14 protein-coding genes are annotated in these 12,684 nt (G+C 70.2%); 7 read left to right on the top strand and 7 right to left on the bottom strand.

Going from position 1 to position 12,684, the window contains the following annotated elements; all coding sequences use genetic code 11:
* Positions 1-75 precede the first annotated feature (75 nt).
* Entirely contained in the window at positions 76-1,548 is a 1,473-nt protein-coding gene (locus ACIRPT_RS12910) for an aminopeptidase P family protein (protein ID WP_403826147.1), read from the top strand.
* Between the two features lie 56 nt (positions 1,549-1,604).
* Here ACIRPT_RS12910 and ACIRPT_RS12905 read toward each other — a convergent pair whose 3' ends face one another.
* On the bottom strand, positions 1,605-2,318 hold the full coding sequence (locus tag ACIRPT_RS12905) for a TetR/AcrR family transcriptional regulator (protein ID WP_403826144.1): 714 nt from the start codon (positions 2,316-2,318) through the stop codon (positions 1,605-1,607).
* A 530-nt stretch (positions 2,319-2,848) separates the two neighbouring features.
* A complete protein-coding gene (locus ACIRPT_RS12900) occupies positions 2,849-3,259 on the bottom strand; it encodes a hypothetical protein (protein ID WP_403826141.1) in 411 nt (136 codons plus the stop codon).
* 246 nt (positions 3,260-3,505) lie between these two features.
* On the opposite strand from ACIRPT_RS12900, the gene ACIRPT_RS12895 reads away from it, so the two are divergent.
* The gene (locus ACIRPT_RS12895) at positions 3,506-4,078 is read left to right on the top strand and encodes a hypothetical protein (RefSeq protein WP_403827104.1); all 573 of its coding nucleotides are present in this window, start codon (positions 3,506-3,508) and stop codon (positions 4,076-4,078) included.
* A 257-nt stretch (positions 4,079-4,335) separates the two neighbouring features.
* Here ACIRPT_RS12895 and ACIRPT_RS12890 read toward each other — a convergent pair whose 3' ends face one another.
* On the bottom strand, positions 4,336-4,776 hold the full coding sequence (locus ACIRPT_RS12890; RefSeq protein WP_403826139.1) for an ArsI/CadI family heavy metal resistance metalloenzyme: 441 nt from the start codon (positions 4,774-4,776) through the stop codon (positions 4,336-4,338).
* A gap of 79 nt (positions 4,777-4,855) precedes the next feature.
* Here ACIRPT_RS12890 and ACIRPT_RS12885 point away from each other — a divergent pair, with 79 nt between their 5' ends.
* From ACIRPT_RS12885 to ACIRPT_RS12875, 3 genes are read left to right on the top strand one after another with little or no spacing between them, the layout of a single operon-like run.
* The gene (locus tag ACIRPT_RS12885; RefSeq protein WP_403826136.1) at positions 4,856-5,263 is read left to right on the top strand and encodes an ArsR/SmtB family transcription factor; all 408 of its coding nucleotides are present in this window, start codon (positions 4,856-4,858) and stop codon (positions 5,261-5,263) included.
* Complete coding sequence (gene arsB / locus ACIRPT_RS12880; RefSeq protein WP_403826133.1) at positions 5,260-6,354, top strand: ACR3 family arsenite efflux transporter; 1,095 nt, start codon at positions 5,260-5,262, stop codon at positions 6,352-6,354. Before ACIRPT_RS12885 ends, arsB begins: the two co-directional genes overlap by 4 nt.
* Complete coding sequence (locus ACIRPT_RS12875; RefSeq protein ID WP_403826130.1) at positions 6,347-6,754, top strand: arsenate reductase ArsC; 408 nt, start codon at positions 6,347-6,349, stop codon at positions 6,752-6,754. The genes arsB and ACIRPT_RS12875 overlap by 8 nt, the downstream gene beginning before the upstream one ends.
* Before the next feature lie 437 nt (positions 6,755-7,191).
* Here ACIRPT_RS12875 and ACIRPT_RS12870 read toward each other — a convergent pair whose 3' ends face one another.
* From ACIRPT_RS12870 to ACIRPT_RS12860, 3 genes are all read right to left on the bottom strand, one after another.
* Positions 7,192-7,455: a peptide deformylase gene (locus ACIRPT_RS12870; protein WP_403826127.1), complete on the bottom strand. Its 264-nt coding sequence runs from the start codon at positions 7,453-7,455 to the stop codon at positions 7,192-7,194.
* A gap of 223 nt (positions 7,456-7,678) precedes the next feature.
* Entirely contained in the window at positions 7,679-9,211 is a 1,533-nt protein-coding gene (locus tag ACIRPT_RS12865) for an MDR family MFS transporter (RefSeq protein WP_403826124.1), read from the bottom strand.
* A gap of 51 nt (positions 9,212-9,262) precedes the next feature.
* Positions 9,263-9,859 carry an NADPH-dependent FMN reductase gene (locus tag ACIRPT_RS12860; protein WP_403826121.1) on the bottom strand — a complete coding sequence of 199 codons (597 nt, stop codon included), beginning with the start codon at positions 9,857-9,859 and terminating at the stop codon, positions 9,263-9,265.
* A 114-nt stretch (positions 9,860-9,973) separates the two neighbouring features.
* On the opposite strand from ACIRPT_RS12860, the gene ACIRPT_RS12855 reads away from it, so the two are divergent.
* Positions 9,974-10,729 (top strand): TetR/AcrR family transcriptional regulator, encoded by a 756-nt coding sequence (locus tag ACIRPT_RS12855; protein ID WP_403826118.1) that lies wholly within the window; start codon positions 9,974-9,976, stop codon positions 10,727-10,729.
* A 138-nt stretch (positions 10,730-10,867) separates the two neighbouring features.
* On the opposite strand, the gene ACIRPT_RS12850 is transcribed toward ACIRPT_RS12855, so the two are convergent.
* Entirely contained in the window at positions 10,868-11,368 is a 501-nt protein-coding gene (locus ACIRPT_RS12850; RefSeq protein ID WP_403499572.1) for an ATP-binding protein, read from the bottom strand.
* Positions 11,369-11,614: 246 nt separating this feature from the next.
* On the opposite strand from ACIRPT_RS12850, the gene ACIRPT_RS12845 reads away from it, so the two are divergent.
* Positions 11,615-12,517 (top strand): hypothetical protein, encoded by a 903-nt coding sequence (locus tag ACIRPT_RS12845; RefSeq protein ID WP_403826115.1) that lies wholly within the window; start codon positions 11,615-11,617, stop codon positions 12,515-12,517.
* The last annotated feature ends 167 nt before the right edge of the window (positions 12,518-12,684 follow it).

The following is a 12,684-nucleotide window of genomic DNA, read 5'->3' as shown; positions in this document are numbered from 1 at the left end:
CACGCCCTCCGCCCCCTGGACCGATTCCCGTCCACCCATACGATGGATGGCGGTTCACTCTTAAAAGGAGGCATTGTGACCGACGAGCTCACTCCGGAGACCCCGGACGAGGACGAGCAGCCGATCAAGCAGCGCAAGAACGGCCTTTACCCGGGCGTATCCGATGAGCTCGCGGAGAACATGAGGAGCGGCTGGGCCGACACCGAGCTGCACGATCTGCGGCCGATCGAGCAGGCCCCGAACGCCGCCCGCCGCCGCGCCGCGCTGTCCGCGCGCTTCCCCGGAGAGCGGCTGGTCATCCCGGCCGGCAACATCAAGATCCGCTCCAACGACACCGAGTACAACTTCCGCGCCGCGACGGAGTACGTCTACCTCACCGGCGACCAGACCGACGGCAACGTGCTGGTCCTGGAACCCGGTAAGGACGCGGCCGACGGCCATGAGGCGACGATCTACCGCCTGCCCCGCTCCAACCGCGAGAACGGCGAGTTCTGGCTCAACGGCATGGGCGAGCTGTGGGTCGGCCGCCGCCACAGCCTGGCCGAGGCCCAGGCGCTGCTCGGCGTCCCCTGCAAGGACGTACGCGACCTCACGGGCACGCTGGCCGAGGCCACCGGCCCGGTCCGGGTCGTCCGCGGTCACGACGCCGCCATCGAGGCCGCGCTGAACGACAAGGTCACCGCGGAGCGCGACGAAGAGCTGCGGGTGTATCTGTCCGAGGCCCGGGTGATCAAGGACGAGTTCGAGATCGGCGAGCTGCAGAAGGCCGTCGACTCGACGGTGCGCGGCTTCGAGGACGTCGTCAAGGTCCTCGACAAGGCCGAGGCCACCAGCGAGCGCTACATCGAGGGCACGTTCTTCCTGCGCGCCCGCGTCGAGGGCAGTGACATCGGCTACGGCTCCATCTGCGCCGCGGGCCCGAACGCCACCACCCTGCACTGGGTCCGCAACAACGGCCCGGTCCGCTCCGGTGACCTGCTCCTCCTGGACGCCGGCGTGGAGACGCACACCCTCTACACCGCCGACGTCACCCGCACCCTGCCGATCAACGGGCGCTACACCGACCTCCAGCGCAAGATCTACGACGCGGTCTACGAGGCCCAGGAGGCGGGCATCGCGGCGGTCAAGCCGGGCGCGGCCTACCGCGACTTCCATGACGCGGCGCAGCGGGTGCTCACCGAGAAGCTGGTCGAGTGGGGCCTGGTCGAGGGCCCGGTCGAGCGCGTGCTGGAGCTGGGCCTGCAGCGCCGCTGGACGCTGCACGGCACCGGCCACATGCTCGGCCTCGACGTCCACGACTGCGCCGCGGCGCGCACCGAGACGTACGTCAACGGCACGCTGGAGCCGGGCATGGTGCTGACCGTGGAGCCGGGTCTGTACTTCCAGGCGGACGACCTGACCGTGCCCGAGGAGTACCGCGGCATCGGCGTCCGGATCGAGGACGACCTCCTGGTGACGGAGGACGGCAACCGCAACCTGTCCGACGGGCTGCCGCGGCGGTCGGACGAGGTCGAGGCCTGGATGGCGGAGCTGCTCGGGAAGAAGTAGCCGGCTCGGCCGGCTTGCGGCCGAGGCGATGACGGCCGGTGACCCCGAGGGCGGGGTCACCGGCCGTCTTGCGTCTCGGGGGGCTCGTCCGTGACCAGGGTCTCGTGGGTCTCCGGGGTCGCCCGGGTGGCTTGGGTGGCTTGGGTGTCCTCGGAGCCGGCCGCCCTCTTGTACGCGCCCGCGCGGGCCGCCGCCCAGACCGCGGTGGCGGCGGATTCGCTCAGGGCCATGTCCACGGGTTGCCGGGCGATCAGTATCCGGTAGTAGAAGGGCGCGCCCAGGCCCGCCATCACCAGTTCCGGGTCCGTATCGGCGGGCAGTTCGCCGCGGTCGATGGACCGGTTGACCATCTGGCCGGCCAGCACCAGCCGCTCCGCGAAGAAACTCCGCAGTGCCGTGGCGGCCTGAGGGTCGCGCGCCGCGGCCGACACCACCGCCTCTATCAGGCTGCGCATCCGGTCGTCCCCGTAGAACGCGCCTATCGAGCGGGCCAGCGCCCGCAGGTCCCCCTCCAGCGTGCCGGTGTCGGGCAGCGGCACATCGGCGCTCAGCTCCGTCAGCAGATCGCAGACCAGCCTCTCGACGGACCGCCAGCGCCGGTAGAGCGTCGCAAGGTGAATTCCCGAGGCCTGAGCGATCTTTTCCATGGTGAGCATGGCGAAGCCGCCCTCACCCAACTCCTCGAAGACGGCGGCCAGTACGACCTGCCGGGTGCGCGCAGTACGACCCCCGGGACGGGTCTCTCCCGAGGCCTGGTGCGCAGTGGTCACGGCGCCTCCGTATTGCAGTGCGGGTTCACGCCAAGTATTGTCCAATCCAGATTAACGCGAGCAACTTCGCGTTAATCGTGGTGCACGTCGGTCTCGCAGGGGCAGGGGACGCCGCGGGGGAGGTCCTCACGCTGCGAGACGACGCTGCCCAATACCTCGCATAGGCGATTTCCGGTCAGATGGCCTTCTGCCGACGTTCGCCCCGGTTTGACTCTACGGCGGGTGATCACCCGAGCGCACCTCTCGCCCCGGAGCCGCCCCCGCCCGATGCTCACCACGCCCCGCAGCCGCCGCCCCGGTGCCGCGCACCGCAAAGCCGCTCGTACGCCGGGAACCCCCGTAACTTCCTGCCATCCGACTGCCGTTGAGCGTCGGCGCCGGCCCACGGCCACCACGCGCCGGCTTCCCGCGGTCTGATGCTCGCCGGTCCCGAAAAGACGCGAGGCCCCGGGACCGCGGACGACGCTCAAGCAGTCAGATCCTCGGTGCGGCCTTCGGCAACGATCGGTGCGGCGCCGGACGACAAGCGATCAGTTCCGACGGCGACGTCGCTGGCCGTACGGACCGTGACGGTCATGGGCGCGCCACTCTTCGTCGTGGAGGTCGCGCTCTCCGCTCTCCTGCCGCCCTCCGGGCACGGTGATCTCCTCGCCCCCGTCGACCTTCTCCGTCAACGAGGTGTGCGGGTCGGGCTGCTCATCGCCGCGGCGCTCGGGCAGCGGCCCGGGGCCGGGCGGCGTGTGCGCGATCCGCTTCACCTTGGGGCGGTCCGATGCGGAATGGCGTGCTGCCGGCGGCGTGTTCGCCGCGGCTGCGCGGCGCTGCGGGCCCGCGGTCTCGCGGTCCTTGGGAAGCTGACGCGGCCGGTCCTGCCGCCGCGTTTCGGAGTCGGGCCCCCCACCCGCCGCGCCGTTCGGATCCGGCGATGACGTACTGCTCATGTACTGGTCCCCCACCTCGTCGAACCGTCTCCACCCGTCTCAACGACCAGGAGAAACCTACCCAGTTCGGCCCGGAAAATATGGTTTTCGTTCGATCGCTCGCACGGCACCCGCGACGGACCGGGCGAGCCCCTCGTGCCCCCCGGGCGCCCCTCGGCCGGAGTTCTTGCCCCCGCTGTCGGACGGCGCGGATACGGTGTGGGCAGCAGACCCGTGCACGCTCGACAGGGGACATCAGGGGGACGGATGACTGAGGAGCCGCTGCCCGGCCGAGGACATCGTCGCCGCTGGCCACGCACAGGCCGCACGGGTCCGCACGGCGATTCCGGATCCGAGCGTGAGCGCACGATCCGTCCCGCCGAAGTTCCGCAGGGCAAGAATTCGCCCTTCGGCTTCGAGCTGGTGCGGCGGGGCTACGACCGCGGGCAGGTGGACGAGGCCATCACCAGGCTCGTCGCAGACCGTGACACCGCGCTGGACGGCATCGCCGCACTGGAAACGCTCATCGAGGAGCTTCAGCTCGCGTCGATGGACGGGGGAGGGGACGCCGGTCAGGCCGCGGATGTCCGGCGCCGGGCCGTAGCCACCATTGCCGAGGCCCGTGCCCGAGCCGAGCGTGTGGGCACGGCCGCTACCGACCGGCTCGGTCAACGTGCGGGGGATCCGCCCTTCGCTTTCGAGCTGGTGCGGCGGGGCTACGACCGCGGGCAGGTGGACGAGGCGATCACCGGACTCGTCGGCGACCGCGACGGCTCTCGGGCCCGTGTCGCCCGTCTCGCGGAGCGGATCGAGGAGCTGTGTGCGTCGCCACAGGCGTGAGCGAGGTGCGTTCGGCCGAACCGCCCGGCGGACGGGCGCTGATCACGACGCCATGGGAAGCGCCGCGCCTTCCCGCCACTTGAGGATCGAATGGCGGGGGATGGCGGCTGACCTGCGACTTTGCTGCGAAAACCGTGTGGACCAGGGAAAACTACGCTCGGTAGTTCTCACTGGTCCGCAGGGTTTTTCGGTGTGTTGTGCCCTGGGTGTGCCCGTGGGGGCACGTCTGCGAACGGCACGGGCACGCGAAGGGGCAACTATTCGGCGGCGCCCGCGCAGCAGCCGTCGCTGACCACGTCCGCGTTCGGGGTGGCGCTCTTGCCAAGGGTGTCGGCGTCGGCCTTGACGACGTAGACCTCCCACGGCTCCTTGCCGGGCCCGTGAACCCAGACCTTGTCCTGGAGTGCGTAGCAGCAGGAGGTGTCGTTCTCCTCGAAGGTGGCCAGGCCGGCGCCCTTGAGACGGTTGGCTGCGGCGATCACCTGCTCGGTGGAGTCGACCTCCACGCCGAGGTGGTCGAGGCCGGTCTCCTGCCCCGGCTCGCCCTGGATCAGGACGAGCTTCAGGGGCGGCTCGGCGATGGCGAAGTTGGCGTAGCCCTCGCGGCGCTTGGCGGGTTCGGTGCCGAACAGCTTCGCGTAGAAGGTGATCGACGCTTCCAGGTCGCTGACGCGCAGGGCGAGCTGGGCACGGGACATGGCATGCCTCCGAACGGTTTGCATTGAAGTCTGTCGATGCAAGATTGCGCTCTGAATCGAAGAACGTCAACATAGACATATGTCGAATCAAGAGCTTGAGGTGCTCGGCCAGGACGGCACGGCCGATGCCTGCTGCCCGGGGCTGCTGACGGCCCCCCTTGACGAGGGGCAGGCCGTGGATCTGGCGAAGGTGTTCAAGGCGCTGGGCGACCCCGTGCGGCTGCGGCTGCTGTCGATGATCGCCTCCCGGGTCGGCGGCGAGGTCTGCGTCTGCGACCTGACCTCCGCCTTCGACCTCTCCCAGCCGACGATCTCCCACCACCTCAAACTGCTGCGGCAGGCCGGCCTGATCGACTGCGAGCGGCGCGGCACGTGGGTCTACTACTGGCTGCTGCCAGAGATGACCGACCGTCTCGCCGGCATCCTCACCCGCCCTGCGGGCGAGCCGTTGCCCGTTCCTACCGAGGCCGCAAGGGGCTGCTCGTGAGCGCCCCCGCACCCGAGTCTGGGGTGGCCGGCCGCCTGTCGTTCCTCGACCGCTTCCTCGCCGTGTGGATCGTGGCCTCGATGGTGGTCGGGCTGGGCCTGGGCCGCTTGGTGCCGGGCCTTGGGGACGCGCTCGCCAAGGTCACCGTCACCGGCGTCTCGCTGCCGATCGCGCTCGGCCTGCTGGTGATGATGTACCCGGTCCTCGCCAAGGTCCGCTACGACCGGCTCGACACCGTCACCCGCGACCTCCGCCTGCTCCTGCCGTCCCTGCTGCTGAACTGGATCGTCGGCCCGGCCGTCATGTTCGCGCTGGCCTGGCTTTTCCTGCCGGACCTGCCCGAGTACCGCACCGGATTGATCATCGTGGGCCTGGCCCGCTGTATCGCCATGGTGATCATCTGGAACGACCTGGCGTGCGGCGACCGCGAAGCCGCTGCCGTCCTGGTCGCCCTGAACTCGGTCTTCCAAGTGATCGCCTTCTCGGCCCTCGGCTGGTTCTACCTGTCCGTTCTCCCCGGCTGGCTCGGCCTGCAACAGGCCGGTCTCAACGTCTCCGTGTGGGAGATCGCCCGCAGCGTCCTGATCTTCCTCGGCATCCCCCTCGCCGCCGGCTGCCTCACCCGCCGCCTCGGCGAACGCGCCAAGGGCCGCACCTGGTACGAGTCCACACTCCTGCCGAAGATCGGCCCGTTCGCCCTCTACGGGCTGCTGTTCACGATCGTCGTCCTCTTCGCCCTGCAAGGCGACGCCATCACCTCCCGCCCCCTGGATGTCGCCCGCATCGCCCTGCCGCTGCTGGCCTACTTCGCCGTCCTGTGGGCCGGGTCCATGGCCCTCGGGCGCGCGGTCGGCCTGGACTACCCGCGTGCCACAACGCTCGCGTTCACCGCCGCGGGCAACAACTTCGAGCTGGCCATCGCGGTCGCCATCGCCACCTTCGGAGCATCCTCCGGGCAGGCCCTCGCCGGCGTCGTCGGCCCCCTCATCGAGGTGCCGGTCCTCATCGGCCTGGTCTACGTCGCCCTTTGGGCCCGACGCTTCTACACCTCACCCCTCGCCCTACCGCAGGAGGAGTCCACCCATGCCTGACACCGCCTCCCTGCCGTCCGTCCTCTTCGTCTGCGTCCACAACGCCGGCCGCTCCCAGATGGCCGCGGCCTTCCTCACCCATCTCGCGGGCGACCACGTAGAGGTGCGCTCGGCTGGCTCCGCCCCCACCGACACCGTCAACCCCGCCGTCGTGCAAGCGATGTCCGAGGTCGGCATCGACATCTCTGCCGAAGTGCCCAAGGTGCTCACCACGGAAGCCGTCCAGGCATCCGACGTCGTGATCACGATGGGCTGCGGGGACACCTGCCCCATCTTCCCCGGCAAGCGCTACCTCGACTGGCAGCTGGTCGACCCCGCCGGACAGGGAGTCGACGCCGTCCGCCCCATCCGCGACGAGATCGAGCAGCGCATCCGCAGGCTGATCGACGACATCACGTAACGGGGCGAGGACTTAGCCCCTAAGCTGGACGCTCGGACCGGGGGTGGCCTTGCTGTACTGCGAACGCCATGAACTGCACAACTGCGCCGATTGCACACCTGACGGTCGTGTACGACGTGCCGGCTACCGGTCTGGCGAGGGCGAGCCGAAGTGGGCGGGCTGGCCGAACGGCGCGATCATCATTCATGACGAGGGCAAGGCGCACCTACCTGGGTGTGCCCACCTGAGCGACAGCGTCATTCAGGCCCCGAGGTTCGGCTGGGTGACCGATCCCGCTCCAGGCGCCTGGCGGCGGCTGTCAGCTTCCAACCCGCTACGGCCGACCGGGGGCAATATCGGCCTTGCTGGGATCAGCCGTTGCGAAACGTGTGACGCAACGCAGTAGACCCAGCCCCATCCGTGACAGTGCTTCCGTTCGCGGAACAGCCGCCAATGGCCTACTCGTACGCCCAGGCCCGACCAGTCTGCCGGTACTCCTCTACAGGGATCGGCTGTACCGCGGTCCGCATCCGGGTCGTGTACAGCTGCCCGTCGAGGTGGTCGATTTCGTGGTGGATGAGGCGGGCGAGGCCGCGTTCGTACACGGTGGTCACGGTCTCACCGGTCAGGGCCTTGGTCTCGATGGTGATCTTCAACGGGCGGGGGACGAGGCCCCGAACGAACCGGCCGGTGAAGGGTGGCTCAGGCCACCCTTCACCCATCCCAACACAGCTGGTTTCAGCCGGTCAGAGCCCGGTTCTCCTTCTCTGATCGATCACCACGCCATCGGCAGCGCCGCGCTCCTCGCGCCATGTGAGAACCAAAAAGTCGTGGACCGGGCCGCGGCCACTCCCTATGACAAGCCGGCCTACGTCCCCCACGGCACCGTCACAACCGCAGCAATCCGACTCCGGCTCCGCTCATGACCCACCACCCGGGCCCTAGCTAGTCCGCCGCCTCCGGGGCAGTCCGCAGCGGCACCTCGCGGATCAGCCAGGCGGCCGCGAAGGTGACGGCGCATAGCACGGCCGTGCCGATCATGACGCCGTGCAGTCCGCCGGTAACCCCGGCGCGGAAGGCGTCCCGCATCGGCTCGGGCAGCCCGCGCAGCACCGCGGGGGTCACTTCGTGGCCGCCGGGGAAGCGCTCCCTGTCTCGGCCGAGCCGGTCCGTGAGGGTGGCGGCCATGCGGCTGGCGTAGACGGAGCCGAGCACGGCGACGCCGAGCGAGCCGCCGATGGTGCGCAGGAGCGTGGTGGTGCCGCTGGCCGCGCCCATGTCGCGGGGATCCGCGCTGTTCATGGTGATGAGCATCGAGGGTTGCGTCAGGCAGCCAAGACCTACGCCGAGGACGAGCGTCAACGCGGAGGCCACGGCCGTGGCGGTGTCCGCGCCGACCATGAGCAGGGCCAGGGCGCCCGCCGAGGCGACCGCACCGCCCGTGATGAGGTACGCGCGGTACCCGCCACCGTTGCCGACCGTCCGCCCGATGAACAGCTGCGCGCCCATCATGCCGAGCATCAGCGGGAGCAGCAGCAGCCCACTCTCCGTCGACGACATGCCCCGTACGAACTGCATGTACTGCGGCAGATAGCTCGCTGCCGCCAGCATCGCCGCGCCCACAAGGAAGCTCAGCACCTGGGCGAGTGTGAAGTTGCGGTCGCGGAACAGCCGCGGCGGGATGATGGGTTCGGGCACCCGCCGCTCCACCCGGACGAACCAGCCAAGGGCGACCACCGAGAGTGCGGCGAGCCCCGCGATCTGTGGAGAGACCCAGTTGTACGTCGTGCCGCCCCAAGTCCCGATCAGGGTGAGCGCCAGAATGCTCGTAGTAAGGAGTGCGGCGCCTATGTAGTCGATGCGGGCCGTGGTGGTACGTGCGGCGCGCAGCCGGATGCCGAGCCCGACGATCAGTAGTGCGGCGACGCCGACGGGCACGTTGACATAGAAGACCCAGCGCCAGTCCAGCTGGTCGGTGAGGAAGCCGCCGAGCAGCGGGCCGCCGATCATGGCGATCGGCAGCATCACACCGATCATCGACTGGGCGCGCCCCGCCTGCGCAGGCGGGAGGAGCGTCCCGATCAGGGAGAGCGCGCCCACGAAGAGGCCGCCCGCGCCAAGCCCCTGGAACGCACGGAATGCGATCAACTGCCCCATGTCCTGGGCGAGCCCGCAGAGCACGGAACCGATGAGGAAGACCGCGATCGAGGCCAGGTAGCTGCCCTTGCGGCCGTACAGGTCACCGAGCTTGCCCCAGATCGGGGTGGAGACGGCAGTCGTAAGCAGATAGGCCGTCACCACCCAGGAGAGGTGGCTGATGCCGCCCAGGTCGCCAACGATTGTCGGCAGGGCGGTGCCGACAATCGTGCCGTCGAGTGTCGCCAGGATAATGCCGAGCAGCAGTCCCAGGATGGCGAGACGCGACGGCGGCGCCGGGTCCGAGGGCTGGCCGGTGCCGGGCTCTGCGGCCCTGAGCACGGCTTCTTCCGTACGCTGATTCATATCTTCCCCGAGAGCCTTGGCGTTGTGTCAGCCGGCGTACGGACGGATGGTCCTGGCGTCACGCAGTGCCTGGGCCCACCAGTCGAGCTGGTCCAGCATCGCCTTGGCCGCGGCGTCGCACTGCGCGTCCTTCATCGCGTGCTCCTCGTCGAACAAGCCCCAGGCATTGTGCAGACTCACCGTGTTGCGGATGGTGGTCGCGTGCAACTCGGCCATGACCAGGCGGAGTTGCTCGACAGCGCGCAGGCCGCCCGAGATGCCGCCGTAGGAAACGAAGCCGATCGGCTTGGCGTGCCACTGCTCGTTGTGCCAGTCGATGGCGTTTTTCAGGGACGCCGGGAAGCTGTGGTTGTACTCCGGCGTGACGAACACGAACGCATCGGCCGCCGCCAGGCGCGGTGAGACCGCGGCGAGGGCCTCCCCGGTGCCGGGCGCGGGCGGTTGGCCGAAGGCCGGGAAGACGGTGGGCAACGGGATCTCGCCCAGGTCGACGACGTCGACGCTCATGTCGTCGCGCTGCTCGATGTGGCCCTTGATCCACTGGGTGACGACGGGCGCGAAGCGGCCCTCTCGGGTGCTGCCGACGACGACCGCGATGCGGATCTGCTGCGGGTGCTTGCTCACGGGAATCCCCCCAATGTGTACAACGTTCCGGATGCGTACACCGTACACATCACTGTGTACGACGTCTACTGGAGATACGCTGTACACGACGACCGGCAGGAGAGGAGCCCACGAGTGGCACCACAGAAGAAGAGCAGGAGTGCAGATTCCTCCGTGCTGTGGGAGCGCCTGGAGCGCCCCGCCACCGCGCCCCGCGCCGCACTGACGCCGCAGAAGCTCGCCGCCGTGGCCGTGCAGGTCGCCGACGCCGAGGGCTTCGCCGCCGTCACCATGCGCCGCCTCGCCAGCGAGCTGGGCGTCGCCCCGATGGCCGCGTACCGCCACGTCTCGGGCAAGGATGACCTGTGGGCGCTGATGGTCGACCAGATCATGACCGAACTCGCCGTCCCCGACGAGGTGACCGGCTGGCGCGACGTTTTGCGCGCCTACGCGCTGGGCAACCGCGCCATGATGCTGCGGCATCCTTGGCTGGCCCAACTTCCCACGCCGCACTTCGTGCTGACGCCAAACCGGATGGCGGCCGCGGAACGCCAACTGGCCGCGCTCGACGGCCACGGCATGGACACCGACTCGGTGATGGCCGCGTTCCGCGCGGTCAACGCCTATGTGCACGGCGCGACGCAGTCCGAGGTGGCGCTGCGCCAGTACATGGAGGACAACGACTGGGCCAGCGGCGACGAGACGCGCCGCGCACTCGCGCCCCAGATGACTTATCTGATGGAGACCGGCCGATATCCGACCTACCGGCGCTATGCCCTCGGGGCGGCGCGCAAGGACGACGCGGCCTGGCACTTCGAGACGGGGCTCGACTGCGTGCTCGACGGCATCGCGGTCAGGCTCGGCGACCAGGGCCTGTGCGGTGGGTCATGAGCCTCCGCCACGTGCCCTGCCTGTGCCCTGACCGTCCTAAAGCCAGCCGGTGAACGGCAGCCGAGACCCCGGAGAAACATCCCATCAGATGGTTTCAGCAGGTCAGAGCCCAGCTCCCAGTTCCCCACACCCGGCCCGTCACGACGCCATAGGAAGCGCCGCGCCCTCCCGCCACTTGAGGATCTTGTCGAAGCTGACCACGGCGCCGCGTCTGCCGGTGCGGTTGCGGTAGCGGACGTGGTCGGTGAGGGCCTCGATCAGAAAGAGCCCCCGGCCGTCCTCGGCGTCCGCGGGAGCCTGTGTGGGGGTGGGCACGGGGGCGGGCTCGGGCTCGGGCTTGCGGTCCGCCGGGGTGTGCGGAGGGGCCGGGAGGGGCGAGCGGCGGAAGCCGGGGCCGGAGTCTGTGACCTCGATGCGGCAGGTGTCGCCGTCGATGAAGGCCGTGACGCGGTAGTCGCCGGTGGCGGCGTCCCCGCCGTGTTCGACGGCGTTGGCGCAGGCCTCGGAGAGGGCTACGGAGAGGTCGTAGCAGATGTCCGGGTCGACGCCGGCCGTCTCCATCGTGCCCAGCAGCAGACGGCGGGCGAGCGGCACGCTCGCAGCCTCGCGTCGCAGTTGGAGGGACCACCAGATGCTCATGCTCCAGCCTCCTGGCCACCGCTAGACATACCGATACCTATTGCCGCACCGCATGGTCCGTAAGCCTGCCCCGGACGTGACGCCGCTCATTCGGCGGAGGCGGGGAGCGAGCGCATGGGTGGAGGCGTACCGACCCCCGCGCGCTCCCGCGCGCCCCGTCGGGCGCCGTTGCCGCCCCCCGAACGCGTTGCTGAGCGGCGCCCTGCCGTGGGCGGCCGGCGCGGACAGTGGGATGATGTCGCCGCCATGTCTGCCCCGCACGCCCCCACAGCGCGCGCAGCCGCCGATCTGCGGTTGCTGAGGGCCGCGGTCTTCACCGCGGTCTGTGTCGCGCTGTCCGCGGCCGGGCACATGATCGCGTCATTCGCCGCCGTTCCGTTGTGGACGCTGGGCGTCGCCTGCGCCGCGGTGTTCGCCGTCGCGGCCCCCCTGGCCGGGCGGGAACGCTCGCTGCCGGGGATCGCGGCCGGACTGGCCGTGGGCCAGCTCGCGCTGCACGCGCTCTTCGCGACGGGGCAGCATCCGATGGCGGTGCCCGCGGCGGCCGGCAGGTCCGGCGGTCTGCGGGAGCTGTCGGACCAGGCCGCGGTGACCCTCGCGCAGCACGTCAGCTGTGGGCTGGGCGGTGGCCGGCCGGCCGTCGCCGCGGCGCGGCGGATCCTGGGATCGGGTGGCTTCGACACGGCCGTGGCGGGTGGGGTTGTCGCGCCCGCCGGCTCCGGTGGCGGAGCGGCCGGTATGGCGGACTCCGCCGGTGCCGCCGGGCATCAGATCGTTGACGGTGCGGCCGCCGGCCCGGCGATGGCGCACTGCCTGCTGCCCTCGCTGCCCATGCTGTTGGGGCATCTGCTCGCGGCGCTCGCCGCCGGGTGGCTGCTGCGGCGCGGTGAGGCGGCTCTGTGGCGGCTGGTGCGGCTGTCGGCCCCAGCGGCGCGCGAGGTCGCGGCGCAGGCGCTGGTCGGCGCTCTGCGCTCGGCGCTCACCCTCGTGCGCGCCCGGCTCTCGGGGCTCGGCGCGGCGCATGATGAGGCGCTGCGCGCCCCCGTTTCGTACGGGGATGACAAACCCGGTCCGCGGGACCTCGCGCTCCACCACAGTGTCGTCAGGCGGGGGCCGCCTGCCCCGGCCTCCCTTGCCCTCGCGGCCTGACGTACGCGAAGCACGCCCCCACGTGGGGCCCCCTTCCCTGCCCTTGAGGCGTGGGGGAGGGTACGGGCTCTCGCGCCGTCACCGCATGCGCGCAAGTCAGCCGGCCAGCACCCGTATGCCCGTAAACCGCACGTACCTGTGCGTTCTCCTTTCTGTGGAGTGTTTCT

It is taken from the genome of Streptomyces sp. NPDC101227 (genome assembly GCF_044767545.1).
In the GTDB taxonomy this organism is placed as follows: domain Bacteria; phylum Actinomycetota; class Actinomycetes; order Streptomycetales; family Streptomycetaceae; genus Streptomyces.
The sequence above is the reverse complement of the archived record's forward strand: the minus strand, read 5'-3'. Positions and strand labels throughout refer to the sequence as shown.